The organism is Streptomyces sp. NPDC002896 (assembly GCF_040295225.1).
In the GTDB taxonomy this organism is placed as follows: Bacteria; Actinomycetota; Actinomycetes; order Streptomycetales; family Streptomycetaceae; genus Streptomyces.
In genome coordinates, this window is sequence record NZ_JBEOVA010000011.1 from 308,477 (window position 1) to 333,431 (window position 24,955).

Genomic DNA, 24,955 nt, shown 5'->3' on the forward strand with positions numbered 1-24,955 from the left:
ACGGCAGTGCGCCTGCGAGACATAGGCCCAGCAGGGTCACCGTGTGGCCGCGCTGGGCGACATCCGTGTGCCTAGGCTGGTGGATGTCTACCGTCCGGTCCTCTGCGTACGGAGCCGAGTTGTCCACAATCCTGATCACCGGTGCCACCTCCGGCCTCGGCCGCTACGTCGCCTTCGAACTCGTCCGCTCCGGCCATGTCGTCCTGGCCCACGGCCGCGACCGCGACCGCGCGGAGGCGCTCGTCGCGGAGCTCACGGCCGAGGGCGGCGAGGCGCACGGCCTCGTCGCCGATCTGGCCTCGCTGGCGCAGGTCCGCGAGCTGGGGGCGCGGGTCGCGGCCGACCACCCCGGCCTCGATGTGCTGATCAACAACGCCGGGATCGGCTTCGGCGCACCCGGCTCCGGACGCGAGGAGAGCGCCGACGGGCACGAGCTTCGGCTGGCCGTGAACTATCTGGCACCCGTCGCGCTCACCCGCGCGCTGCTTCCGGTACTGCGTGCGAACGCCCCGTCCCGGATCGTCAACGTCGGCTCGGCGGGCCAAGTGCCCCTGGAATTCGACGACTTCGAGTTTGCCGTGGGCTACAGCGGCGTCGACGCGTACCGCCGCAGCAAGCTTGCGCTGGCCGCCCATACGTTCGCGCTGGCCGAGGAGCTGGCGGGCAGCGGCGTGTCGGTGAACGTGCTGCACCCCGCCACGTTCATGGACACGGCCATGGTCCGGGACGGCGGCGTCAACCCCATCTCGACGGTCGCGGACGGCGCCGCGGGCGTGCTGGCCTTGGCCACGACGGACCTGGGGCTGGTCGACTCCGGCCGGTACTTCGACGGTACGAAGCCGTCGCGGGCACACGCGGAGGCGTACGACCGGGACGTGTGGAAGCGTCTCGAGGCGGCGACGAACCGGCTGCTCGGGACGGGCTGAGGCGGGCGGGGGCCCGCCCCCGGAGCTCGCCCCGTCAGTGCCCGGCGCCGGCTCGCCCCGCCAGTGGTCAGTGCAGGCCCCTCCCCGTGTCCAGCACGTCCTGGGCCCGGGCAGCCAGGCCGTCGGCGCCGCAGGCGCGGGCCAGGGTGAGGCCGCGGGTGAGTTCGGCGACCGAGCGGGCCGCTATGCCGTACTCGACGCGGGCCACGGCGTGTTCGTAGGCGCAGGGCGACGCTTCGAGGTGGGCGGCGGCCTTGGCGTACAGAGTGACGGACCGCTGTCCTTTCTCCAGGGCCGCGGCGCAGCGCAGTGCCTCGCCGATCGCGGTGTCCGTGCCGAACAGCTCGGCCTGGCGGCGGGCCTCGGCGGCGATGTCGGCCGCGCGCCCGGGGTCGTCCGCGGCGAGCGCCCGGACGAGGTCGCCCGCCCATGGCGCCATGATCGTGTTGTGTCCGCCGCGGGCGGCAGCCGCGTTCTCGGCCGCCTCCAGCTCGGTCACGCCCTCCTTGATACGTCCCGAGGCGATCAGCAGCCGGCCGCGTACGGAATGGGCCTCCGGCACGACGATCGCGGACGGGTAGGGCGGTGCGAAGCCGTAGCGGTCTGCGATCTCCTGGGCCTGGTCGACGTGGCCGCGGGCCAGCAGGGTGTCGATGAGCATGCAGGCCGCGTCCCAGTGCATGGGCAGGCCGCGCCCGACCCGGTCGGCGAGGCGCAGGCCCTCGCGCAGATACGCCTCGGCGTCCGTGAGCTTTCCGCGCCTGCGGTACACATAACCGACGCAGGCGTGTGCCAGGGCAAGGTGGCCGCCGCTCCACCCTGCGGTCTCGTAGGCGCGCAGTCCCTCGGTGAACAGGCTCTGGGAGCGGTCGATGCGGTCCGTGAACAGGTAGGAGACGCCGAGCATGAGGAGGAGTTCGAAGCCCCATTCGGTGTCGGTCCAGCCCAGACCGGGAGCGAGGCGTCCGTTGACCAGGGACCGGTCGCAGAGCTCGACGACCACCTCGGCGTTCTCGCCGCGCGCCATCGCGTCGAAGGCGCGCAGGATCAACAGGGCTCGTTCGGAGTTGTCACGCCCTGTGAGGGGTCCGGCCAGCTCGGCGAGGCTGCGGGAGCGGCCGGGCGAGTCCTGCTCGCCGGCGTGGATGCCTTCCCACAGGTAGTGCATGGCGATCAGCCGCATCCGCGCGGGCCCCGGTTCCAGGCGCGCGGCCTCGTCGTCGACGATGCGGACCGCCTCTTCCAGCTGGTCGTTGTGGACGAGCGCCTGCGAAAGGCGGCACACGGCGTCCACCCGCAGATGGCGTTCCAGGCCGGGCATGGCCAGCGCCTCGCGCAGGTGGCCGATGGTGGTGGCGGGCGAGGTGAGGAAGGTGGCGCAGCCCAGTTCGTAGAGCACGCGCGCGTGGACGTCCGGCAGCGGCGGCTCTCGCAGGGCCCGCTCGAGACAGCGGCGGGCGGCGTCCGGGGCGCCGACGGCAAGGTGTTCGCGGGCGGCTTCCCGCATCTGCTCGACGAGTTCCGGGTCGTCGTCCGGGTGTACTTCGAGGAGGTGCCGCGAGGCGGCGGCGGCGCCCCGGCCCGAGCGGGTGACGGCCCATGCGGCGCGGCCGTGCATCGCGGTACGGGTCGCGGGCGGGATGGACCGGTACACGGTGCTGGCGATCAGGGGGTGGACGAACTCCAGCAGTCCACTGCCGTTCTCGCCGTCGCCGCCGGTGAGGATGCGGGCGGCCCGCAGTACCTCCGCGCAGCGTTCGGCGTCGTCGTGCGCCATCACGGCGATCGAGGCCGCGAGTTCGAGTGAGATGCCGGTGCCGAGGATCGCGGCGGCCCGGGCGAAGAGAGTGGCGTCGGTGCCCAGGGCTTCGAGCCGGTCGACGAGGCCGCGGCCGCGGGCCGAGCGGTTGAGCTCGCGCAGCTCGGCGGCCGAGGCCTCGAGCGGCTCCAACTCGCTGTCCTGGACCTTCGCGAGCAGTTCCACCGTCTCGTACGGGTTGCCGCCCGTGACCGCCCAGACCTCGCGGCAGAACGGGGCGTCGGCGTGCTCGCCGAGTGTGGCGCGGGTGAGGCCCGCCGTCGCGTCGGGGGTGAGGGCGTGCAGGACGGTGCGGGGGCGGGCGGCGGCGCCGATCCGCTCGAGCTGGCGGGCGTTCTCGTCGGCGGTGTCGCGCTGCCGGTGGGCTACGACGACGAGTACGGGCAGGTCGTCGAGGCGCTCGGCGAACGCGGCGAGCCACTGGAGTGTCTCCTGGTCGGCCCAGTGTGCGTCGTCTATCAGCAGCACGAGCGGCCAGTGGAGGCGGGCGAGGCGGCGGGCCGCGACGACCAGGCCGTTCAACACGCCCTGCGGGTCGGCCTGTCGGCCCGTCGGCTGGGCGATGCCGAGGGCGGGACCGGCGATGTCGTACCAGTCGCCCAGGTAGTCGCGCACCTCCTCCTCGGTGAGGACGACAAGGGCGGGCTGCAGCAGCTGGCGCAGGACGTTGAAGGGGACGGAGGTGACGGTCTCGCCCCCGTGCGCGGACCACACGGTGCAGCGGCCTTCCGCCGTGCGGCCGATCTCGGTGAGCAACGCGGTCTTTCCGATGCCCGCTTCGCCGCTGTACACGAGGAGGCTGCCGGATGTGGCGCCGGAGCGGAGTGCGTCGACCGTCTGTGCGGCCTCGGCGAGTTCGGCGTCGCGCTCCCAGAGCGGGGCCGGCACGAACCGTCCAGACCGGCCCTGCGTCATTGGCTACCTCCTGAAACCCGCCGAGAAGCGTTGTTCACCGCTGAGTTGACGTTCGATCTCGAGCCTAGCCGGAGTGGCGCCGCCGAGGTGAGGGGTCGGGGCAGCTTCCGCCGCTTCGGTGCAAAGGTCTTGTCCTCTGGCGGCACCGAGACGCCGGCGACGGGCGGTTCGCTTTCGCACCATGAGGATCAGCGTGAGGGTCAGCATGGGGATCGGGGTTCTTTCTTCCGGCGATCGCCGCCCCTCTCATGGGGATTTCAGGCAGGGCTCATACTGTGGCGTCCATGACGCAGGTGACTCCTCCCGGCTGGTATCCCGACCCGGGACAGACAAGTGACGGTCCCCGCACCGAGCGGTGGTGGGACGGAAGTGTGTGGACGGACCAGACCCGTCCCGTGGGATCCGCCGGTACCTGGGGTCCCCCGGCGCCGCCGCCGGGTGCGCCGCCGTATCCGGCGTACCCCGCGTATCCGGCCAAGTCCCCGAGGCGCGGCCTGCGTACGGCCATCGCTGCCGTTGCGGCCCTCGCGGTGCTGGCGGGCATCGTCGGCGGCGTCTACGCCCTCACGGCCGACGACGGAGGGGGCGGTCGCGACCGCGCGGGCTCGGCACCGTCGGGTGCGCCGTCGGCGCCGGGCGGACCTGGCGGCGGGCGGGGCGGCGGTCCGGGCGGAGAGAGCGGCGCGCCGCAGGCGCCCGAGTCCGGCGGGCCGTCGGGCGCCCCTCAGACCGAGGACGGCTACGCGACCGACCTGGCGAGCGGCATCAGCCTTCCGGTTCCGGACGGCTGGACGGGCCAGTCCGGGATGGTCGGCGCCGAGTTGAAGACGGGGACGTACACCTGCCCGGGCGACACCTCCGAGTCGTGCTTGCGCGGCGGGGCGTTCTCGGCGCCGGCCAAGGCGCTGGAGATCAAGGCGACCACCGCGGAGGCGGCGGCCAAGGCCGACATCGAGAAGAACGCCGAGGACTCCTACGGCGGAAAGATCTACGGGAAGATCACCTCGCACGAGGAGCTGGCGTCGAAGGCGGTGACCGTGGCGGGCCAGAAGGGCTATCAGGTCCGCTGGAAGGTCGTCACGGCCAAGGGCGACGACGGCTATGTCGAGTCCCTGGTGTTCCCGTCGCCGTCCGCCAAGGACACGCTCGTCGTCGTCCGCTTCGGAATCGACGTCAGCGACAAGGCCCCGAAGCTGTCCGTGATCGACAAGATCACGAAGGGGATCAAGGCGGCCTCCGGGGGCGGCGGCAACGGGCAGAAGGTCTGACCCTGCCCGTTCGTACGCCCGGGGTCGACCCCGCCGTGCACGAGAGGCCGGGCGGGTCCCTCCCCGCTCTTGGAGGGACCCGCCCGGCCGGGGGTGCGCGCCGCCCCCGTCCCCACGGTGCGGCGCGGGCAGGCCGCCGCCCTGTCATCCAGGGGGTGGCGGCCTGACGTTCAGTTGTTCGGGGTCAGCCCGAGCGCGGGCAGCACGCAGGCCTCCAGGAAACGCATGAGGTACGGCGTGTCCGCGTCGCGCCCCTCCAGGAGCGGACGGGCGCGCAACACGCCCAGGAGCTGTGCGGTGACGAACTCCGCGGCCGGATGGCCCTCGGGGATCTCGCCGCGCTGCACGCCGCGCCGCACCATCTCCTCGATCATGCCGACCTCCGGCTCGACGACCGCCTCGCGCAGTGCCCGCCGCAGCTCCTCGTCCTGCAGGACGGCATGGCCGAGCGCCTGCATGAGCTGGGTGTCCCTGAAGGACCACTTGCCCGCATGCCGGACCACCTCGCGCAGGTCGCCGGCCAGGCTGCCGGTGTCGATGCCCGCGAGACTCGTACGGCTGCAGGTGCGCAGCGCGGCGGCGACCAGCTGGGGCTTGGTCTTCCACTGCCGGTAGAGCGTCGACTTGCTGCAACGGGTGCTGGCAGCGACGCCCTCCATGCTCAGGGAGTCGTATCCGTTCTCTCTGAGCTGCTGGAGCACGGCGTCGTAGAACTCCTGCTCGCGCTCCGGCGTGATCTTGGAGCGACGGGAAGAACTCACTGCATCTGCCGGCTGCGACGTCATGTCCCGCTCCTGGCTCTTCTCCTCGGGGGTGGTCTACCTCACCTTATCGATACTCCAGTGTACCGGTACGGCGGCGTATCGGTACACTCCCGTATCGATGAGCAATCGGGCTGTCCCCCCACAAGAGGGCACAGCCCTGCTCACGGCGTAGCAAAGGGAAAAGTCGCCAGTAAAGGGGCCGGCATGCCATCCCAGACCGAGCCTGCGGAAGCAGAACCGGAGCCCGAACCAAAGCCGCACCCGAGCCCGGGCCGGCCCGACCGAAGGCCGCAGTCGAGTGCGGGCCGGCCCCCGCTGGTCCGTGAACTGCTACTGGTCGCCGGTCTCTTCCTCGTCTACAAGTTCGGCAGGCAGCTGGCGAGCGGCCACACCGACGAGGCCTTCGACAACGCCCATCGAATATGGAGCCTCGAGCGGGCCCTGCATCTTCCGGGCGAGGGCGCCGTGCAGCAGCCCCTGCTGAACAGCGAGGCGCTCGTGCACCTCGCCAACACCTACTACGCCAGCGTGCACTTCCCGGCGACCGCGCTCTTCCTGGCCTGGCTGTATGCGAGGCGGCCGCGGCACTACGTGTGGAGCCGCCGCGTACTGGCCACGGTCACGGCGGCCGCACTCGTCCTGCACCTGACGTTTCCGCTCGCCCCGCCGCGCATGCTCGACACCGCGCATCTCGTGGACACCGCGCAGGTGTACGGACCGTCTGTCTACAGCGCGACGCCGGGGACCGACACCATGGCGAACCAGTTCGCCGCGATGCCGTCCCTGCACGTCGGCTGGGCCCTGATGATCGCCGTCGGCCTCATCGCCGCGACCCGGTCACGATGGCGGTGGCTGTGGCTGCTCCATCCGCTGCTCACCCTGCTCGTGGTGGTCGGGACGGCCAACCACTACTGGCTCGACGCGATCGCGGCCACGGTTCTGCTGGGCGTGGCTCTGGCAGTCGTGCGCATGCCTCATGCGGGAGACCTGCTCAGGCCACGCCGCTCGCTGGTGGTGGCGCACGGCGGGGCCGCCCCGGCCGGCGCCGGCTCCGTGGCCCGGGCGAGGGCCGGCCGATGAGCGCAACACTCGTCGCCCTGGTGCTGTCGCTGCTCTCCGCGGTCGCGTACGCCGTCGCCGCTGTGGCGCAGGAACGACTTGCCGCACGGACCCGGGAATCGGACGCCGGCTTGCTGCGGCTGCTGGGCAGCGGGGCGTGGTGGTGGTCGGTGGCGCTGAACGCCGCCGCGGCTCTGCTGCACGTGGTGGCCCTGAAGTACGGCCCGCTGACGCTCGTGCAGCCGCTGGGAGCGCTCACATTGGTCGCTGCCGTGCCGCTGGGCGCGCGGCTCGCCGGGCGGCGCGTCACCCGTGTCGAGTGGCGCGGCACGGGGCTCACCCTGCTCGGCCTGGGCGCCCTGCTGCTCACCACGTCGGGGCCGGCCCCCGACGACACCCTCTCGTCGGGCGAGGCGGTGGGCGTCGCGGCCGCGACGATGCTGCTGATCGCTGTGCTGTCGCGGCCCGGCACCCGTCCCGGGCTGCGGCACGCGTCCGCGTCCGGCGTCGCGTCGGGCGTCGCGTCAGCCCTCACGCAGACCGTGACCGTGGCGGTCACGGACCACTCGGGTCCCCTGCTCGACGCGCAGGTGATCGTGGTGGCGCTGCTGGTCGCGGCCTTCGCGGTGGGCGGACTGCTGCTCGCCCAGACCGCCTACCGGGGCGGCCTCGGCGCTCCCCTCGCCGTCGTCACCCTGGCCAACCCGATCGCCGCCGCCGTCATCGGCCTCACCCTGCTCGGAGAGCGCTTCCAGGGCGGCCTCTCCGGCCTGCTCCTCGCCCTTGCGGGGGCGGCGACGGCCGGCTGGGGCGTGGTGGTACTTGCGCAGCATGCCGTGGCGGGCGAGCCGGTGGGCTCAGCGGCACCGGTCGGCTCACCGGTGCCGGTGATCGCGCAGACGCCAGGCGGCCACGCTGACGCGGCCGCGGGTGCGGTCGGGGGCTACGGCTTGGACGAGGGCTACGCGCCGGCCGGGGACTACGCGTCGGCGGGCGACCGTGCCCTGGCCGGGGACCACAGCTCGGCTGGGGGCTACGCCCTGGACGGGGACTCTGGCCGGGCACGCCGCCCTGGCCGGGGACCACACGACGGACAGGGACCACGTCCCCGCCGCGGACTACGCGTCAGACAGAGGCTTCGCCTCCGCCGGGGACCACGCGAAGGACAGGAACCACGTCCCCGCCGGGGACCACGCGACGGACAAGGACTTCGCCTCGGCCGGTGACCGCGCCTCAGCCGGGGCCTACGCCCCGAACAGGGATGCCCCCTCGGACAAGGACCACGAGTCGGTCAAGAGCTACGTCATGGACGGAGACCCTGCCGGGACCGAGAGGATCTCCGTCGGCGTGGACCCCGCCTCCGACGAGGACCACACTCTGGACCCGACCCACGTGTCCCACGGGACCGCGTCGTCCCGTGGGACTCCCGCGCCGTACCGCACAGTGCCGGTCGGACGGGGTGGCCGATTCACGCGGGGCCGCTGCCGAACCGGGCGGCGGACCTGCCGCTCGGCGACCGGCCGCTGCACCGAAGACGGCCCGCACGGGGCCCATCGCACGGGCCCCGCGTCCGCTGGCCTGGGCATCGGCATCCTGAGCTACAGGATCACCCGGACCGCAAGCGGCCCGTTCTCCTCCCACAGTTCCACGGCCCCGATGCGCCCGGCCGCCCGCACGTCCCGGGCGACGCGCGCGAAGCGGTCGAGGTCAGAACGGGACGCCGTCACCACCGCCTTGGTGACCTCCGTACGCATCGACACCTGCGCCTCCGACTTGGCCTTGCGGATCGAGGCGATGACGTCCGAGGCCGTGTCGAGCAGCGACTCGTCCACGCCGTCGGCGAGTCCGCGCAGCCGGTCCGCGTCGGGCCAGGCGGCACGGTGCACGGATCCCTCGGCCCACCACGACCAGACCTCCTCCGTCACGAAGGGGAGGACGGGAGCGAACAGGCGCAGAAACGTGTCCAGTGCCGTCCGCAGCGCTGCGCGGGCCGACTCCGTACCGGCGGCGGCACCCTCGTCACCGTACGCACGGGCCTTGACGAGCTCGACGTAGTCGTCGCAGAATCGCCAGAAGTACTGCTCCGTGCGCTCCAGGGCGCGCGCGTAGTCGAACTCCTCGAAGGCCGCGGTGGCTTCCGCGACTGCTCCGGCGAGGCCCGCGAGCATCGCGCGGTCGAGCGGCTTGGTGACCGCGGCGCCGGCGGAGTGGCCGCCGTCATCCGGCTCCGGTCCAGCATCCGATTCCGGTCCGGCATCCGGATCCGCACCCGGTTCCCGTTCCGGCTCGGCGTCCCCGAAGCCGAGCACGAACTTGCCCACGTTGAGGATCTTCATCGCGAGCCGCCGGCCGATCTTCATCTGGCCGATGTCGAAGGCGGTGTCCGTGCCGGGCCGAGCGCTCGCGGCCCAGTAACGGACCGCGTCGGAGCCGTACTGCGCCAGCAGATCGGCCGGAGTGACCACATTGCCCTTGGACTTCGACATCTTCTTGCGGTCGGGGTCCAGGATCCAGCCCGAGATCGTGGCGTGCCGCCATGGCAGCGTGCCGTGTTCGGTGTGGGCGCGCACCACCGTGGAGAACAGCCAGGTCCGGATGATCTCGTGGGCCTGCGGCCGGACGTCCATCGGGAAGACCCGGCCGAACAGATCCGGGTCGGCCATCCACCGCCCGGCGATCTGAGGGGTCAGCGAGGACGTCGCCCAGGTGTCCATGACGTCCGGGTCGCCGATGAACCCGCCCGGTTCACCGCGCTGTTCCTCGCGGTATCCCGCGGGGGCCTCGGCACTCGGGTCGACCGGGAGCGCCACCGCGTCCGGGGCGATCGGCCGGTCGTGATCCGGCTGTCCGTCCGCGTCGAGCGGGTACCAGACGGGAATCGGCACCCCGAAGAACCGCTGCCGGCTGATCAGCCAGTCGCCGTTGAGCCCGCTGACCCAGTTCTCGTAGCGGGTACGCATGTGCGGCGGGTGCCACTCCAGCTCCTTGCCGCGTCGGAGCAGTTGATCGCGCAAGTCGTCGTCGCGTCCGCCGTTGCGCAGGTACCACTGGCGGGTGGTGACGATCTCGAGCGGTTTGTCGCCCTTCTCGAAGAACTTGACCGCGTGGGTGACCGGCCGCGGTTCGCCCTCCATCTCCCCACTGTCCCGCAGCAGGGCGACGATGCGCTCGCGTGCGGTGTGCGCGGTGGCCCCTGCCAGTTGCGCATACGCCTCGCGCGCCCCCGGCGATTCGACCCCGGCGGGCGGCTCGGCGACGAACCGGCCGTCCCAGCCGATCACCGGCCGCGTCGCGAGCCGCAGTTCACGCCACCACGTGACATCGGTCGTGTCGCCGAACGTGCAGACCATCGCGATACCGGATCCCTTGTCCGGCATCGCCAGACGGTGCGCGTGGACCGGCACCTCGACACCGAAGAGTGGCGTACGGACCGTCGTGCCGAACAGGCCCTTGTACCGCTCGTCGTCGGGATGGGCGACCAGCGCGACGCACGCGGGCAGCAGCTCAGGCCGCGTCGTCTCGATCATGATCCGCTCGCCGTCAGCGCCGTGAAAGGCCAGCCTGTGGTACGCGGCCGGCCGCTCCCGGTCCTCGAGTTCGGCCTGGGCGACCGCCGTACGGAACGTGACGTCCCACAGTGTGGGCGCCTCGGCGAGATACGCCTCGCCCCGCTCGAGGTTCCGCAGGAAGGCGAGCTGAGATGTGGCGCGCGCCTCGGCGTCGATCGTCCGGTACGGCCGCGACCAGTCGACCGACAGCCCGAGCCTCCGCCATGCCTGCTCGTACGCTTTCTCGTCCTCGGCGGTGAGCCGGTCGCACAGCTCGACGAAGTTGCGGCGCGAGACGGGGATCTGCTGCTTTCCGGGCTTCTCGGGTGGCGTGAAGTCCGCGTCGTACGGCAGCGACGGGTCGCAGCGGACGCCGTAGTAATTCTGGACGCGTCGCTCGCTGGGCAGGCCGTTGTCGTCCCAGCCCATCGGATAGAAGACTTCCTTGCCACGCATGCGCTGGAAGCGGGCGACCGTGTCGGTGTGCGTGTAGGAGAAGACATGCCCGATGTGCAGCGAACCGCTCGCGGTGAGCGGCGGGGTGTCGATGGAGAAGACCTCGTCACGGGTCTTGGAGCGGTCGAATACGAATACACCCAGCTCGTCCCATCGCCCGGACCATTTCTCTTCGAGCCCGTCGAGGACGGGCTTGTTGGGGGCGCCTGTACGGCGATGGGTGAAGGTCATGCCCCGACATGCTAAGACTTGATCCGCAATTCACCAAAGGGTGAGCTGCGGGTTGCAGCCGTGGCGGGGGCCGGGCGCTCCAGCGTGGTCACGCACGGGGCGTGTCTCATCTGGGGTTGCTTGGTCCCGCCGTTCGGCGGTTCGGTGAGCAGAGGTCCCGCGCTGTCGCGGGACTGCCACGCGACCAGCACCCCGAGGGGTGTTCTGGCACGGTGTGGTTGACTCACGCAGGGCTTCTTCCAGCCCTTCTCCGAAAGCGATCTGTGCGTGCTGGGACGCGATGGTGTCCAGGTACGCGGTCTTGGGGTCGTCCACGTCACGGAAGTGGACAAAGGCGGCCAGTGCGGCGGACACGAGGTCACGCTTGCCGACGAGGCCACAGGCGATGCACTTGTGTTCACGGTCCCGCAGCGACTTGGTGACGCGTTCCCCGCACAGGCAGTGCTGCGACAGGGCCGTTGACCACGTGGAAGCCCGAACCAGACGGCCGCCCGCCGCCCGGCATTCCCGGTCGAGTGCGGCGATGAGCATGCCGGGTGTGGTCTGAGAGAGGCGCTTGCCCCACAGCCGATACCAGGTGCGGATGTCGCAGTCCTCCACGACCAGCACGGGGCCATGGGCGGCGATGATCTGCCGGGCCACGGTACGGGCGCGGCGGCGCCGGTTCTCGGCGGCGCTGGCGGCGGTCTCGGCCTGACGGGCGCGCAACTCCCGGTAGTTGACCGACAGCCGGTCACGGCGGAACGCCTGCTTCGGCATCCCGTCCGATCGTGCGGCACGGGCACCACCCGGCACCGTGACCGCCTTGGGTGTCAGGCCCGCGTCGGCACGACGTTGGGCGCGCTTGGCCTGCCGCTCGGAAAGCCCGTACTGCGGGGCGTTCGTGGACCGGCGGGAACGCTCCAGCGCACGCGCACGACCCCGCCGTCTCTTCGCCTCCCGCTCCAGCCGCGCCTTTTCCTCATCGGTGAGCGTGATCTCCATGGAGGCCGGTGCGCCGTCGGTGGGGTCCAGGGATGCGGGGAGGGAGGCGACGGAGAGGTTGGAGACGTTGCCGTCCACTCCTCCGACCCGATCGAGCTGGGCAGCCTGCTCCCGCATCTCCCGTACGGCCGGGGAGGCATATCCGGGTCCAAGGATCATCAGGTGCGCCTCGTACACCCAGCCGCCCGGCGCGGACGCCTTGCGGCGGCGTACCAGGTCCACCTTGTGCCAGCGTCCGGGGTTGGCGAGGAAGTGTTCCACCCGCGCCCACTGACCCGGCCCCTGGGGGACTCGAACGGGCAGAACGAGGTCACCCCGGTTGCTGTCCGGGCCTCCGGCGAACACTACGGCGAGAGAGCCGGCGTGGTCCCACCACGTGGCCTTGCGCATGCCGGGCTTCCCCGACGCGGTGGTCTTGCCGGTGGGCACGGTGCCGGCTGGCGCGGTCGGGACCGGCATCCGGCGCGGCTGCGTCAGGGTGTGTTGGCCGCCGTCGGTGTAGGCCATGGCGTGGCCGTGGAGGGTGCCGACGAGGCGGAAGGTTTCCCACTTGCGTTCGGTGGTGTGGGAGCGGGCGCGGCCGGGGATGCGGGTGAAGTCGTGCCAGCGGCCCACCTTCGGGCGGCCGAAGCGCTTGCCCGTGGTGTCGGGGAACAGGTGCCGCTGCACGCCGTTCCACACCGCATCGGCCATGTGCATGGCCAGCGCCTTTGAGGCGTGGTGCTTAAGGTGGCCAGAGTTCTCCAAGTGCGCGTAGGCGCAGCGTTCCAGATCCTCACGGGATAGTCCGAGGCGCTGTCGTACGGCCTTCGCGCCCTGCTCGTCGCGCTCGTGCTTCGCGGCCCAGTACGCATCGACCTTGGCGCGGGCGTCACGCTGGACGGCCCGCTTGATCGACCACATGGAGCCGAACAGCTTCTCCAGCCGGTCAAGGTCAGCGGGGTCGGTGACGGCCAGCGGCAGCACCATCACGGACACGATCCCGTCGTCGGGCTTGGTCCACTTCGGGGCCTTGTTCTTCCCCCGGAACTTCCTTTGCGATTCGGCGCGCTGCATGACCGTCACCTCCCTTCAAAATTAGTTGACTTACGACATGATACAGGCTGAGTTCAGCTATGACGATCGAGGTAGAATGGCGTTTATGGCAGCCATGATTCCCGGATATGCAGACGCCCGACAGGCAGCGGAACGACTCAAGGTCACGGTCCAGCACGTCTACAACCTCAACAGCAACCGCGCCGACTTCCCGGCCCCCATCTATGTCGGGCGCACCCCGCTGTGGCCGGTTGACCGGCTGGATGCTTGGAGGGATGCCCACCCCAAGCCGGGGAAGCAGTAAGCCATCTGTCCCGGATTCGGGAAGTAATTGACCTAATACGTTGCTCTGTCCGTTCGTGTCGAAGATCAACGTCGCCAGCCTGCGGCCCCGTTCCCTGCTGCGCTGGACCGGACTCCCATCAAGGCGTTCCTCGTACTGGTCGCCCGCGTCGCCGCCCTCCTTCCGGAGCCAGGGCGTGGGCGTCCGTGGGTGCTCCTGCTGGACAACCGCGTCCAGTTGGCCGCCATCGCGTGGCGCACGAACCTGACCCACCGGCAGCTTGCCGACCTGTTTGCGGTCGGCGTCGCCACCGTCTCAACGTCGCCGGGATGCTAAAGAACCGACGCCTCGCGCGGAAGATCGCTGATGCCGGGTTCGGGGAGATCCGCCGCCAGCTCACTTACAAGGGCGAGCGCAACGCCACCCGCACCATCGTGGCCAACCGCTGGTATCACTCCCTCAAGACCTGCTCGAACTGCGGCGCGGTGAAAGCCAACCTACCGCTGTACGTCCGAGTCTTCGAGTGCGAGGCCTGCCCACTCGTGATGGACCGGGACGCAAACGCAGCACACAACCTCGCCGCCCTCGGAGCGGCCAGCACCACCGGTACCGGAGTGGCCGGAGACCTGGACACCACCTCGGTGTCGAAGCCTCGTGGAGCCGACCACAAGACCCGCACCACCCGACCCAACCGCAAGGCCGGGCCGGGGCGGCAGGTGGCGCAATCCCCGCCTCCCGCGGGAAGGAAACGAGAGACCGTACTCAGGACACCGAAGCGCAACTCGCGCTCTGGTGACACCGTGACGGACCATCCGGGCAGAAACGTCCGGATTGTTGAGATCCGAGCAACGGCTATTCCGTGATGATCGCCGGGTCGCTCACGCCCGGCTCGCCCGTCTCGACGTGACCGGCGAAGCGGCGCACGAAGGCGTCGTCCGCGTCGGACCGGACAGTCAGGTCGTACCAGCGCCGGCTGCCCCGCAGATCAACCGTGTGCGTCACGTGGGCACCGGCCGGCACCTTGAAGGCCTCCGGACGACCGCCGTACGCGTTGGTGAGGGTCAGGGTGACGGCAGTGGTGCCCGCGTTCTCGAAGGCGAGCTTCACGTTGCCGGTTGCGGCGTCGTGGCGCGCCGTCACCTCGGGTCCCGTCGTCTTCACGGAGCCCTTGAAGGTGCGCAGGAAGCCGTTCGGGCCGAACACGGACAGGTCGTAGGCGCCCTTCGAGGAGGCGGTGTCCCAGGTGTCCGTGACGGTCTTGCCCGCCTCGGTCGTGTACATCCACGGGCCGTACGGGCCGGTACCGGACGTGACGTGGAAGGCGGCACCGGCGCGGCGTCCGCCGCTGAAGGTGAGCGTGAACGTGCCCTTGGACGCGGCCGCCTTGCCGTCGGCGAACGGCGCGTAACGCAGCGGACGGGCGGGACGCAGGCCTCGCTCCTGCCTGGGCAGTACGGGGTTCGCGGGCGGCTGCGGTACGTAGTCGGGGTGCCGGTCGCGGTCCTGTGGCTGGTAGCCGTCGGTGTCCGGGAGCGAGACGGTCCGGGTGTCCTTCCGGTCGAAGTCGAAGGCCGAGGTGAGGTCGCCGCAGACGGTCCGCCGCCAGGGCGAGATGTTGGGCTCGTGCACGCCGAAGCGGCGCTCCATGAAGCGGATGATCGAGGTGTGGTCGAGGGTCTCCGAGCAGACGTAGCCGCCCTTGCTCCAGGGGGAGACGACGAGCATCGGGACGCGCTGGCCGAGGCCGTAGGGGCCGGCCACGTAGCCGTTGCCCCCCTTGTAGAGCTCGAGGCTGACGTCCACGGTGGACTTGCCCTGGTCGTCCGACGGCGGCGGGCAGGGCGGTACGAGGTGGTCGAAGAACCCGTCGTTCTCGTCGTAGGTGATGAAGAGGGCGGTCTTGCTCCACACCTCGGGGTTGGATGTGAGCGCTTCCAGGACCTGGGCGATGTACCAGGCGCCGTAGTTGGCGGGCCAGTTGGGGTGCTCTGAGAACGCTTCCGGGGCGGCGATCCAGGAGATCTGGGGCAGCTTGCCCGCCTTGACGTCGGCCCTGAGCTGGTCGAAGAAGCCCTCGCCCTTGCGCGCGTCGGTGCCGGTGCGGGCCTTTTCGTAGAGCGGGTCGCCGGGGGCGGCGTTGCGGTAGTTGTTGAAGTACAGCAGCGAGTTGTCGCCGTAGTTGCCCCGGTAGGCGTCCGGGATCCAGCCCCAGGAGCCGGCGGCGTCCAGGCCGTCGCCGACGTCCTGGTAGATCTTCCAGGAGATCCCGGCCTTCTCCAGCCGCTCGGGGTACGTGGTCCAGCCGTAGCCGAGCTCGTCGTTGGCGAGGACGGGGCCGCCGCCGACGCCGTCGTTGCCGGTGTAACCCGTCCACATGTAGTAGCGGTTCGGGTCGGTGTTGCCGATGAACGAGCAGTGGTAGGCGTCGCAGACCGTGAAGGTGTCGGCGAGCGCGTAGTGGAACGGGATGTCCTTGCGGGTCAGGTGCGCCATCGTGGTGGCCGTCTTCGCGGGGACCCACTGGTCGTACTTGCCGTCGTTCCAGGCCTTGTGGCCGCCCGCCCAGTCGTGGTTGAGGTCCTCGATGAAGGCCATCCCGGCGTCGTCGACGTCCGGGCGGAACGGCAGCACGTCCTTCTTGCCGTCAGACTGGTGCCACACCGACTTGCCGCTGGGCAGCGTCACCGGGTGCGGGTCACCGAAGCCGCGTACACCCCTCATGGCACCGAAGTAGTGGTCGAAGGACCGGTTTTCCTGCATCAGCACGACGATGTGCTCGACATCGTCGATCGTTCCGGTGCGCCGCTGCGCCGGGATCTCCGCGGCCTTGGCGATGCTGTTCGAGAGAGCGGTGAAGGCCGCGGTCCCGCCGGCCAGTTGGATGAAGCGGCGCCGATCGAGTTGAGGCATGGCTGGGTGACCTCTTGTCCGGGAAGACGAGCGCAGGGGGTGGAATGCAACGCAAGTGACAGGAGTCTTCCAAGCCCGGCGAACGTCCCGGAAGGCTTTCGTGGCGCGCGCGTGAAGGTCGGGGGTCGGCGATGCGAACTGGGTGGCGGGCGCCGCCGCACGGACCTTCGGCTCCAGCAAAAAGGCCCGGGCGGGCTGAATCATTCAGCCCGCCCGGTATTTCAGCCCCCGGCTATTCCGGCTCGCCTGGCATTTCAGCCCGTCCGGCGCTTGAGGACGAGCCCGGAGGGCGATCAAACGGGGCCCGTGTGGGGCGGAGCCCTCAGTTCGCGAGGGAGCCGGCCGCCGGCCCGGCGCCTGTGATCGGCGCTACCGGCGTGTCGACGGTAGGAACGAGTCGGGCACCCTCGGGCCCGTACGCGCCGCGCGGCTCCGGGAACGCGAACAAGAGCCCGAGGTACAGCACGGCCGCGACGGCGAGCGCCAGCGGCAAGCTGATGTCGACACCGCCCGCGAGGTCGCCGAACGGGCCGACGAACTGGCCGGGGATGTTGGTGAAGAGGATGCCGATCAGCGCGGCGACCCACCACGCGGTCATGCCGCGCCAGTTCCAGCCGTGGGCGAACCAGTACCGGCCACCGCGCTGACGGCGGTTGAAGACCTGGAGCGCGTCGGGGTCGTACCAGCCGCGCCGCACGAAGAAGCCGAGCATCATGACGACCATCCACGGCGTGGTGCAGGTGATGATCATCGTGGCGAAGGTCGAGATCGACTGGACGACGTCGAGCGCGAAGCGGCCGACGAAGATGAAGGCGATGGCGAGGGTGCCGACCAGGACCGTCGCCTGCACCCGGGACAGCCGGGTGAAGACGCTGGAGAAGTCGAGGCCGGTGCCGTAGAGCGCGGTGGTGCCCGTGGACATGCCGCCGATCAGGGCGAGCAGGCAGATGGGGAGGAAGTACCAGCCGGGCGAGATGGCGAGCAGGCCGCCGACGAAGTCGGGTGCGGCCGGGTCGACGTAGTCGGGGGCCTTGGCGGCGATGATGCTCGCGGTCGCGAGGCCGAAGCAGAACGGCAGGAGCGTAGCGATCTGGGAGAGGAACGCGGCGCCCATGACGCGGCGGCGCGGCGTGGCGGCCGGGATGTACCGGGACCAGTCACCAAGGAACGCGCCGAACGAGACCGGGTTGGACAGCACGATCAGCGTGGCGCCGATGAAGGACGGCCAGAACAGCGCCTTCGTCGCGGCATCGGCGCCCGCCCCGTAGATACCGGCGTACGACGGGTCGAAGTCACCGGCGAAGGCGAAGATGCCGACCAGGAACAGCACGGTCGCGGCGAGGACGGCGACCTTGTTGACCAGCAGCATGAAGCGGAAGCCGTAGATGCACACCACGAGGACGAGCACGGCGAACAGCGCGTAGGCGACCGCGTACGACAGGTTCGAGCGCTCCAGTCCGAACAGTCGGTGAGCGCCGCCCACCAGCGCGTCACCGGAGCTCCACACCGAGATGGAGAAGAAGGCGACGGCGGTGAGGAGGGAGAGAAACGAGCCGACGACCCGGCCGTGGACGCCGAGGTGCGCGGAGGAGGAGACGGCGTTGTTGGTGCCGTTGACCGGCCCGAAGACCGCCATCGGGCACAGGATCAGCGCCCCGATGGCGACGCCGAGCAGGACGGCCATGAGCCCCTGCTGGAAGGAAAGCCCGAAGAGGACCGGGAAGGCGCCGAGGACGCAGGTGGCGAAGGTGTTGGCGCCGCCGAACGCCAGGCGGAAGAGATCGAGGGGTGAGGCGGTGCGGTCCGCGTCGGGGATGCGCTCTACGCCATGGGTCTCGACCTCGGTGACGGACGGTGCCGCGGCGGCGGACGGTGGTGGCGCGACGGGGGACGGTGACGTCGCCACGGAGGGCGGCTGATCGGCCATCGGGACTCCTGCGAAGGGCTTGGCGGTGCGGATCGGGGCGGCCGAATCGGGGGTGCGATCCAGGGCACGCATCCGTGCAGAGCGCACGGAGATTGCGAGGCAGATTACGGCTGACCTGCACCCGTCACCAGTGGCCGTTCCATCCATCGCCTGGGGCATGGAGTGGACACTTCATCCATACGGCTCCTCCATGCGACTCATCCATAGTGCACGCAGCAGAAACGCCCGTCCCGCCGGCGGTGGGCCGGCAGGACGGGCGTCGGGCGGTGCTCACTGCATGTGGTGGGGCTCAGGCGTAGAACCGCGACACGCTCTGCAGCACGCATGCGGGCTTCGTACCGCCCTCGATCTCGATCGTGCCGTCGACGGTGACCTGCACCCCGCCCGCGATCTCGTCGACCTCGGCGAGCCGCGCGACCAGGCGGATCCGCGAGCCGGCCGGCACGGGCGAGGGGAAGCGGACCTTGTTCAGTCCGTAGTTGACCTTGGTGGTGACGCCCTCGACCTCGAGCAGCTCGGTGAAGAGCGGGATGAAGAGCGACAGCGTCAGATAGCCATGGGCGATCGGGCCGCCGAAGGGACCTTCCTTGGCACGCTCGGGGTCGGTGTGGATCCACTGGTGGTCGCCGGTGGCGTCGGCGAAGCCGTTGATGCGCTCCTGCGAGACCGTGATCCACTCGCTGGTGCCGAGTTCGCCGCCCGCGAGCTTCTTCAGTTCGTCCAGGCCGCTGACGGTGATGCTCATGAAGATTTCCTTTCGGTGGTGCCGGACTGCGGGGTGCCGGACTGCGGGTCCGCCCCGAAACGGGCGCGGACGCGGGCTTTGAGGAGCTTCCCCGAGGCGGTGCGCGGCAGGGTCTCGGCCACCACGACGGACTTGGGGATCTTGTATTTGGCGAGGCGTCCGCCGAGGAACGCGATCACCTCGTCGGGGTCGAGCCGGGCGCCCTCGTCGGCCACGACCACGGCCCTGGGGACCTCGCCCCACTTCTCGTCGGGTACGCCGATGACCGCGCACTCCACGATGGCGGGATGGGTGAGCAGCACGTCCTCGACCTCGGCCGGGTAAACGTTCTCGCCGCCGGAGATGATCATGTCCTTGAGGCGGTCGACGATGGTGACGAAGCCGTCCTCGTCGACCCGTGCGATGTCGCCGCTGCGGAACCAGCCGTCGATGAAGGCCGCCGCCGTCTCTTCCGGAAGGCCCCAGTAGCCGGGCATCACGTTGGGTCCGCGCACCACGATCTCGCCGGGTTCGCCGACGGCGACGGGCTTCAGATCGGGCCCGGTCACGCGTACGTCGGTGAAGAAGTGCGGGACGCCGGCCGAGCCCGCCTTGCTCACCGCGTGCTCGGCGGCGAGGAAGAGCGTGCCGGGCGCGGCCTCCGTCATGCCGTAGCCCTGCTGGAAGTTGAGGCCGCGGCTCTGGTAGGTCGCGATGAGTGGGGTGGGGACGGGGGCGCCGCCGCAGGTGAGCTGCCGTACGGAGGACAGGTCGGCGTCGGCCCAGCGGGGCTGGCGGGCGATCTGGTCGAACATCGCGGGCACCCCGAACATGAAGGTGATCCGGTGCCGTTCGATCAGATCGAGGGTGCCCGCCGGGTCGAACGCGCCGACCAGGACGCAGGTGCCGCCCTTGAGCAGCACGGGCAGCGTGAGCATGTTCAGGCCGGCCGTGTGGAAGAGGGGTGCGGAGACGAGAGCGACCTCGTCTGCGGCCAGGTCCTGGTCGATGAGGACGTTGATCGCGTTCCAGGTGAGATTGCCGTGGGTGAGCATCGCGCCCTTGGCACGGCCGGTGGTCCCCGAGGTGTACATGATCATGCAGATGTCGTCGGGGGCGACGGGCTCGTCGATCGGGTCGGCGGGAGCGGCGGCCAGCGCCTGCTCATAGGGGTCGCCGATCTCGATGCGGTGCTTGACGGCCGGACCCGCCCCGTCCTCTCCGCCCCCGCCGCCGTTGTCAGTGGGGTCGTACAGACTTGGGTCGTGGATGAGGGTGCGCGCTCCCGAGTCGGCCAGCTGGTAGCCGATCTCGGGTGCGGCGAGGCGGGTGTTGAGCGGGACGAAGACGGCGCCGAGGAGACCGGTGGCGAAGAGGGTCTCCAGGAAGGAGGGGTGGTTGGGGCCGAGATAGGCGACGCGGTCGCCGCGCCGGATGCCGGCCGCGCGCAGGGCGTGGGCGAGCCTGTTGGTGCGCTGGTGCAACTCGGCGTAGCTGAAGGTCTGCTGCTGGTGGATCAGGGCGGTGCGATGGGGGGTCTTGCGGGCACGGCGCCCGGGCCACGACCCGATTCCCTCGTTGCGCATGGGGTGGTGCCCCCTTTCACGTGCCGGTCGAACGTGACGTACCTGATGGTGCCGACGTGCCGGAGGGCGTGTCCGTCGCGGTGAGCCCGAGGAGCCGTGCGGCGTTCTCCTTGAGGATCTTCGGTCGTACCTCGTCCTTGATGGGCAGCTTGTCGAAGTCGGCGAGCCAGCGGTCGGGGGTGAGGACGGGGTAGTCGGAGCCGAAGAGGACCTTGTCCTTCAGCAGGGAGTTGGCGTACTGGACGAGCTGCGGCGGGAAGTACTTCGGCGACCAGCCGGACAGATCGATGTGGACGCCCGGCTTGTGCGTGGCCACGGCGAGGGCCTCGTCCTGCCAGGGGAAGGAGGGATGAGCGAGGATGATCTTCAGATGGGGGAAGTCGGCGGCGACGTCGTCGACGTGCAGCGGGTTGGAGTACTTCAGGCGAATACCGCCGCCGCCCGGGACGCCCGCGCCGATCCCGGTCTGGCCGGTGTGGAACAGCGCGATGGTGCCGGTCTCCTCGATGACCTCGTACAGCGCGTAGGCGATCTCCCGGTCGTTGGGGAAGAAGCCCTGGATGCTGGGGTGGAACTTGAAGCCCTTCACCCCGTACTCCTCGACGAGGCGGCGGGCCTGCTTGACGCCGGCCTTGCCGCGGAAGGGGTCGATGGAGGCGAACGGGATCAGCACGTCCGGGTTGGCGGCTGCGGCCTCCGCGACCTCCTCGTTGGGCACCGGCTCGGTGCCGGTGGCGTGCTCGGCGTCGACGGTGAAGATGACGGCGGCCATCTTTCGCTCGCGGTAGTACGCGGCGGTCTCCTCCAGGGTCGGCTTCCGCTTTCCCTCGACCTTGAAGTAGGCGCTCGAGGCGTCGTGCAGCTCGTCGTCCAGCGAGGCCTTCCCCTTGGAGGAGACCTCGGCGTGGGTGTGGACGTCGATCGCGACGAGCTCGTCGACGTTCATGGCGGTCACGGCACTCATGCGCGTCCCTCGCGGCGGTGAGGATGTGCGGCGGTCCTGGCGTTCGGAGCGGTCTTGGCGTTGTGGGCGGTGGCGGCTCTCATGTCCCTTACGCCTCCGGGATCTTCGGCGCCGGGATGCCGACGGTCTGCGGCTCGCTGCCGACCGAGGTGTGCCAGACGTCGGCGATCGTCTCGGGGCTCCAGCCGCCGTCGGCGTAGGCGACGGAGGTCTCCTGCGGGTGCGACCACAGGGCGAGCTTGTCGCCGCCGATGCCGATGCACTGGCCGGTCACGTCCGCGGCGGCCGCCGAGGCGAGGAACGGGATGAGGGCGGCGCAGTCCTCGGCCGTGCCGAAGCCCTCGCCCTTGCGCAGGAAGTCCGGGAGCGCCTCGCCGTTCCGCATGGCCTCGACGTAGGGGGCGAAGACCGGGATGGTCTCGGTCATCGCGGTGGCCGCCACCGGGACGATCGCGTTGACCGTGATGCCGGCGCGGGCGAGCTCCATGGACCAGGTGCGGGTCATGGCGGCGATCCCTGCCTTGGCGGCCGCGTAGTTGGTCTGCCCGAAGTTGCCGCGCTGTCCGGCGGGCGAGCCGACCAGGATCAGTCTGCCGCCCTCGCCCTGCTCGCGCATGCGCACGGCGGCGGCGCGGGCGCAGGTGAAGGTGCCCTTCAGATGGACGCCGACGACCGTGTCGAAGTCGTCGTCGGTCATCTTCCACAGCACCTTGTCGCGCAGCACGCCGGCGTTGGTGACCAGGATGTCCAGCCGGCCGAACTCGGCGACGGCGCGGGCGACCAGCCGGTCGGCGGCCTCGGTCGTGCCCACCGCGACGGCCTCGGCCACGGCCCGGCCGCCGGCCTCCTCGATGGACTTGACGGCCTTCTCGGCGACGGCCTCGTCGACGTCGTTGACGACGACGGAGGCGCCGGCGGCGGCGAGGGCTTGTGCGTAGGCGAGGCCGAGACCGCGGCCGCTGCCGGTGACCACGGCGACTTTGCCGGTGAGATCGATGGAGGACACGAAGGTCAGTCCCTTCATCAGGGGCGCGAGTGATCGATTGCGCGGAGGAAAGAGGGGGCGGCGGACGAGGGGAGCTCCGTCGCCGAGATCGAAGCTAAGGACAATAATTGTCGACGTCAATAGTTGTTGCCGTTGCGGATGTGCGAGATGCTGGGTCCGCACCGACCGCACACCGCCCCGCCCGGGGCCCTTGACCAGGGAGTCCGCCATCTCCGGGAAGCGCCTCGCCGCCAACTCCTCGCCCGCCACGACCAGGGCTGCCCGTTCCTCCCCGGCCGCGGAAGCATCCACCACCACGGCCCGCGGTAGGGGGCCCATAGACGCCCAGGAGCCATGGATGCGCGGTCTGCACGCGGACACCGGCTATCTCCTCTACCGGCTGGGCCTGCGCTCCGGGCAGCTCTTCAACGGCTTCCTCCAGGAGTCGGGCCTGCGCCTGCGCCACTACGCGCTGCTGCGCCTCCTGGCCACCACCGACGGTGCACTCCAGCGGGAACTCAGCGCCCGGCTCGGCTACGACCCGAGCGCGATCGTCGGCCTCGTCGACGACCTCGAACGCGCCGGGTTCGTGGAGCGCCGCCCCTCCCCCGACGACCGCCGCAGCCGCATCGTCGTCCTCACCGACGACGGCCGGGCGTTCCTGCGCGACACCGACGAGGCCGGCCTGCGCGTCACGAACGACCTCGTCCAGCCCCTCGACCCGGCCGAGCGGGAGACCCTGCACGCCCTCCTGCTACGCATAGCGGAACCGGGCCTCGCCTGAGCACGGCAGCGAACGCCCAGATGAGCCCGCGCTCCGCGCCCGACCGGCTGCTTGCGGTCCTCGGCGCCTTCGACCACGCCCACCCGGCGCTGTCCCTGACGGACATCAGCCGCCGCGCCGGGCTGACGCTCACCACCGCGCACCGGCTCGTCGGCGCGCTCACCGGCTGGGGCGCCCTGGAGCGCGATCCGTCCGGCCTCTACCACGTCGGGCTGCGGCTGTGGGAGATCGCGGCGCTGGCACCGCGCGGGCTGGCCCTGCGCCAGGTGGCGCTGCCCTTCCTGGAGGACCTCTACGAAGCGACCCACGAGAACGTGCAGTTGGCGGTGCGCGACGGCGCCGACGTCGTCTACATCGAATGGATCTCCGGCCGTTCGGCGGTCGGGGTCCGTATCAAGGTGGGCGCCCGCTGGCCCCTGCACGCCACCGGCGTCGGCCTGGCGCTGCTCGCCAACACCGACCCGGAGTTCCAGGCGGCGTACTGCGCCGAGCCGCTCGCCGCGTTCACCCCCCACACCATCACCGACCCGGCCCGGCTGCGCCGCATCCTGGCCGAGGTCCGGCGCACGGGCTGCGCCGTGAGCACCCGTCAGGTCACCGACGACGCCGTGTCCGTGGCCGCACCCGTGCGGGGCCCGGACGGCACGGTCGTCGCGGCCGTCTCGGTCGTCGTGCCCGTGCGGGACGCCCAGGTCCCCGCGCTGATCCCGTCCGTGCGGCTGGCGGCACGCGGCATCTCCCGGGCGCTGGGCTGGCACCCGGAACGCCCGGAGGCACACGCCCCACGCGACCGCACATAGCGCCGGCCGCCCGTGGCGTACGCCGCAGGACCCTGCCGCACCGCTGTGGTCAGCCGAGCTCGGCCAAGCGGCGTGCCGCCGGTGCGCAGTAGCTCTCGATCCAGCCGGCCGGCTCGGCGACCGGCGGCATCACGATGACCGTCTCGATACCGAGCTTGGCGTACCCGGCCATGTCCTCGGCGAACGCGTCGACGTCGCCGTCTCCGTCACCGTCCCGGAACGCGTCCCCGAGGTAGACCATGGTCTTGCGGATGCGGGAGTAGTCGCGCCCGGCCTCGTCGCAGTGCCCGCGCAGCACGTCGAGCTTGTGCGCGACCTCGGCGTGGGACGAGCCGAAGAGATTGCAGGCGTCGGCGTACCGGGCGACCAGCCGGAGCGTCTTCTTCTCGCCCCCTCCGCCGATCATGATCTCGGGGTGGGGAGCGCTCACAGGCGGCGGCGTGCACCTGGTCTCGGCGAGCTTATAGTACGTCCCCTCGAACGGGCCGTTGTCGTCCTGGTCCCACATCTGCAGGCAGATGCGCAGGGTCTCCTCGAGCCGCTCGAAGCGCTCGGCGAGCGGCGGGAACGGCACGCCCAGGCCCTGGTGCTCGCGCTCGTACCACGCGGCACCGATGCCGAGGGTCGCCCGGCCGCCGGAGAGGATGTCGAGCGTGGTGGCGATCTTCGCCAGCAGGCCGGGGTGGCGGTACGTCGTCCCGGTGACGAGCGCGCCGAGCCGCACCGTCGACGTGTGGGCCGCCAGGTGGCCCAGCGTCGTGTAGCACTCGAGCATGGCGGCCTCGGCGCCGCCGTTGTGCTCCATCTGGAAGTAGTGGTCCATCACCGACAGCCAGCTCACGCCCGCCGCCTCGGCGGCCGCGCCGGCCGCGGCCAGCTCGGGGCCGAGAGCGGCGGGCCCCCGGGGGTGGTCGAACTTGGTGATGTGTACGCCTAGTCGCACCGTGGTCTCCCGTCCGCGCCGTCCGTCCACGTCGTCGTCGTGGA

The 24,955-nt window shown here is 70.8% G+C and carries 19 protein-coding genes and 1 pseudogene; 9 read left to right on the forward strand and 11 right to left on the reverse strand.

Features of this window, described 5'->3' with window-relative positions; translation table 11 throughout:
- Positions 1-119 precede the first annotated feature (119 nt).
- On the forward strand, positions 120-926 hold the full coding sequence (locus ABT009_RS22975; protein ID WP_351297832.1) for an SDR family NAD(P)-dependent oxidoreductase: 807 nt from the start codon (positions 120-122) through the stop codon (positions 924-926).
- 67 nt (positions 927-993) lie between these two features.
- Here ABT009_RS22975 and ABT009_RS22980 read toward each other — a convergent pair whose 3' ends face one another.
- Positions 994-3,660, reverse strand: a complete 2,667-nt coding sequence (locus ABT009_RS22980; protein ID WP_351297835.1) for an ATP-binding protein — start codon at positions 3,658-3,660, stop codon at positions 994-996.
- Positions 3,661-3,944: 284 nt separating this feature from the next.
- On the opposite strand from ABT009_RS22980, the gene ABT009_RS22985 reads away from it, so the two are divergent.
- Positions 3,945-4,928: a DUF2510 domain-containing protein gene (locus ABT009_RS22985; RefSeq protein WP_351297838.1), complete on the forward strand. Its 984-nt coding sequence runs from the start codon at positions 3,945-3,947 to the stop codon at positions 4,926-4,928.
- A 170-nt stretch (positions 4,929-5,098) separates the two neighbouring features.
- Here the strand turns inward: ABT009_RS22985 and ABT009_RS22990 are convergent, their stop codons facing one another.
- Positions 5,099-5,713, reverse strand: a complete 615-nt coding sequence (locus tag ABT009_RS22990) for a TetR/AcrR family transcriptional regulator (protein WP_351297840.1) — start codon at positions 5,711-5,713, stop codon at positions 5,099-5,101.
- A 183-nt stretch (positions 5,714-5,896) separates the two neighbouring features.
- Here ABT009_RS22990 and ABT009_RS22995 point away from each other — a divergent pair, with 183 nt between their 5' ends.
- Together ABT009_RS22995 and ABT009_RS23000 are read left to right on the forward strand one after the other, a co-directional pair.
- A complete protein-coding gene (locus ABT009_RS22995) occupies positions 5,897-6,772 on the forward strand; it encodes a phosphatase PAP2 family protein (RefSeq protein WP_351297843.1) in 876 nt (291 codons plus the stop codon).
- Positions 6,769-7,977, forward strand: coding sequence for a DMT family transporter (locus tag ABT009_RS23000; protein ID WP_351297846.1), 1,209 nt, complete (start codon positions 6,769-6,771; stop codon positions 7,975-7,977). Before ABT009_RS22995 ends, ABT009_RS23000 begins: the two co-directional genes overlap by 4 nt.
- Positions 7,978-8,349: 372 nt before the next feature.
- Here the strand turns inward: ABT009_RS23000 and valS are convergent, their stop codons facing one another.
- Complete coding sequence (gene valS, locus ABT009_RS23005; RefSeq protein ID WP_351297849.1) at positions 8,350-10,986, reverse strand: valine--tRNA ligase; 2,637 nt, start codon at positions 10,984-10,986, stop codon at positions 8,350-8,352.
- Between the two features lie 30 nt (positions 10,987-11,016).
- Positions 11,017-13,026 carry a zinc ribbon domain-containing protein gene (locus ABT009_RS23010; protein WP_351297852.1) on the reverse strand — a complete coding sequence of 670 codons (2,010 nt, stop codon included), beginning with the start codon at positions 13,024-13,026 and terminating at the stop codon, positions 11,017-11,019.
- 85 nt (positions 13,027-13,111) lie between these two features.
- Between ABT009_RS23010 and ABT009_RS23015 the strand changes: the two genes are divergently transcribed.
- From ABT009_RS23015 to ABT009_RS23025, 3 genes and pseudogenes are all read left to right on the forward strand, one after another.
- Positions 13,112-13,309 carry a helix-turn-helix transcriptional regulator gene (locus ABT009_RS23015; RefSeq protein WP_351297855.1) on the forward strand — a complete coding sequence of 66 codons (198 nt, stop codon included), beginning with the start codon at positions 13,112-13,114 and terminating at the stop codon, positions 13,307-13,309.
- A 174-nt stretch (positions 13,310-13,483) separates the two neighbouring features.
- Positions 13,484-13,588 (forward strand): annotated as a pseudogene (locus tag ABT009_RS23020) (IS5/IS1182 family transposase); the annotation flags it as partial.
- 29 nt (positions 13,589-13,617) lie between these two features.
- Positions 13,618-14,151 (forward strand): zinc ribbon domain-containing protein, encoded by a 534-nt coding sequence (locus ABT009_RS23025; protein ID WP_351297858.1) that lies wholly within the window; start codon positions 13,618-13,620, stop codon positions 14,149-14,151.
- On the opposite strand, the gene ABT009_RS23030 is transcribed toward ABT009_RS23025, so the two are convergent.
- The 6 genes from ABT009_RS23030 to ABT009_RS23055 form a co-directional block, all read right to left on the reverse strand.
- Complete coding sequence (locus tag ABT009_RS23030; RefSeq protein ID WP_351297861.1) at positions 14,141-16,198, reverse strand: phosphocholine-specific phospholipase C; 2,058 nt, start codon at positions 16,196-16,198, stop codon at positions 14,141-14,143. The genes ABT009_RS23025 and ABT009_RS23030 overlap by 11 nt on opposite strands.
- A 322-nt stretch (positions 16,199-16,520) precedes the next feature.
- Positions 16,521-18,125: a purine-cytosine permease family protein gene (locus ABT009_RS23035; protein WP_351297864.1), complete on the reverse strand. Its 1,605-nt coding sequence runs from the start codon at positions 18,123-18,125 to the stop codon at positions 16,521-16,523.
- A gap of 289 nt (positions 18,126-18,414) precedes the next feature.
- Entirely contained in the window at positions 18,415-18,870 is a 456-nt protein-coding gene (locus ABT009_RS23040) for a MaoC family dehydratase (RefSeq protein ID WP_351297867.1), read from the reverse strand.
- Positions 18,867-20,435 (reverse strand): acyl-CoA synthetase, encoded by a 1,569-nt coding sequence (locus ABT009_RS23045; protein WP_351297870.1) that lies wholly within the window; start codon positions 20,433-20,435, stop codon positions 18,867-18,869. Before ABT009_RS23045 ends, ABT009_RS23040 begins: the two co-directional genes overlap by 4 nt.
- A gap of 16 nt (positions 20,436-20,451) precedes the next feature.
- Positions 20,452-21,381: an amidohydrolase family protein gene (locus ABT009_RS23050; protein ID WP_351298049.1), complete on the reverse strand. Its 930-nt coding sequence runs from the start codon at positions 21,379-21,381 to the stop codon at positions 20,452-20,454.
- 106 nt (positions 21,382-21,487) lie between these two features.
- Positions 21,488-22,405: an SDR family NAD(P)-dependent oxidoreductase gene (locus ABT009_RS23055; RefSeq protein WP_351297873.1), complete on the reverse strand. Its 918-nt coding sequence runs from the start codon at positions 22,403-22,405 to the stop codon at positions 21,488-21,490.
- 337 nt (positions 22,406-22,742) lie between these two features.
- On the opposite strand from ABT009_RS23055, the gene ABT009_RS23060 reads away from it, so the two are divergent.
- Both ABT009_RS23060 and ABT009_RS23065 read left to right on the forward strand, forming a co-directional pair.
- Entirely contained in the window at positions 22,743-23,168 is a 426-nt protein-coding gene (locus tag ABT009_RS23060; protein WP_351297876.1) for a MarR family winged helix-turn-helix transcriptional regulator, read from the forward strand.
- A gap of 20 nt (positions 23,169-23,188) precedes the next feature.
- On the forward strand, positions 23,189-23,968 hold the full coding sequence (locus ABT009_RS23065; RefSeq protein WP_351297879.1) for an IclR family transcriptional regulator: 780 nt from the start codon (positions 23,189-23,191) through the stop codon (positions 23,966-23,968).
- Between the two features lie 49 nt (positions 23,969-24,017).
- On the opposite strand, the gene ABT009_RS23070 is transcribed toward ABT009_RS23065, so the two are convergent.
- Positions 24,018-24,911, reverse strand: coding sequence for an LLM class F420-dependent oxidoreductase (locus ABT009_RS23070; RefSeq protein ID WP_351298051.1), 894 nt, complete (start codon positions 24,909-24,911; stop codon positions 24,018-24,020).
- Between the last annotated feature and the right edge of the window lie 44 nt (positions 24,912-24,955).

Bases quoted from the DNA above. Each gene is read 5' to 3' on its own strand.
- ABT009_RS22980 (WP_351297835.1), bottom strand. From the start codon at position 3,660: ATGACGCAGGGCCGGTCTGGACGGTTCGTGCCGGCCCCGCTCTGGGAG.
- ABT009_RS22985 (WP_351297838.1), top strand. From the start codon at position 3,945: ATGACGCAGGTGACTCCTCCCGGCTGGTATCCCGACCCGGGACAGACA.
- ABT009_RS22990 (WP_351297840.1), bottom strand. From the start codon at position 5,713: ATGACGTCGCAGCCGGCAGATGCAGTGAGTTCTTCCCGTCGCTCCAAG.
- ABT009_RS22995 (WP_351297843.1), top strand. From the start codon at position 5,897: ATGCCATCCCAGACCGAGCCTGCGGAAGCAGAACCGGAGCCCGAACCA.
- ABT009_RS23000 (WP_351297846.1), top strand. From the start codon at position 6,769: ATGAGCGCAACACTCGTCGCCCTGGTGCTGTCGCTGCTCTCCGCGGTC.
- valS (WP_351297849.1), bottom strand. From the start codon at position 10,986: ATGACCTTCACCCATCGCCGTACAGGCGCCCCCAACAAGCCCGTCCTC.
- ABT009_RS23010 (WP_351297852.1), bottom strand. From the start codon at position 13,026: ATGCAGCGCGCCGAATCGCAAAGGAAGTTCCGGGGGAAGAACAAGGCC.
- ABT009_RS23015 (WP_351297855.1), top strand. From the start codon at position 13,112: ATGGCAGCCATGATTCCCGGATATGCAGACGCCCGACAGGCAGCGGAA.
- ABT009_RS23025 (WP_351297858.1), top strand. From the start codon at position 13,618: ATGCTAAAGAACCGACGCCTCGCGCGGAAGATCGCTGATGCCGGGTTC.
- ABT009_RS23030 (WP_351297861.1), bottom strand. From the start codon at position 16,198: ATGCCTCAACTCGATCGGCGCCGCTTCATCCAACTGGCCGGCGGGACC.
- ABT009_RS23035 (WP_351297864.1), bottom strand. From the start codon at position 18,125: ATGGCCGATCAGCCGCCCTCCGTGGCGACGTCACCGTCCCCCGTCGCG.
- ABT009_RS23040 (WP_351297867.1), bottom strand. From the start codon at position 18,870: ATGAGCATCACCGTCAGCGGCCTGGACGAACTGAAGAAGCTCGCGGGC.
- ABT009_RS23045 (WP_351297870.1), bottom strand. From the start codon at position 20,435: ATGCGCAACGAGGGAATCGGGTCGTGGCCCGGGCGCCGTGCCCGCAAG.
- ABT009_RS23050 (WP_351298049.1), bottom strand. From the start codon at position 21,381: ATGAACGTCGACGAGCTCGTCGCGATCGACGTCCACACCCACGCCGAG.
- ABT009_RS23060 (WP_351297876.1), top strand. From the start codon at position 22,743: ATGCGCGGTCTGCACGCGGACACCGGCTATCTCCTCTACCGGCTGGGC.
- ABT009_RS23065 (WP_351297879.1), top strand. From the start codon at position 23,189: ATGAGCCCGCGCTCCGCGCCCGACCGGCTGCTTGCGGTCCTCGGCGCC.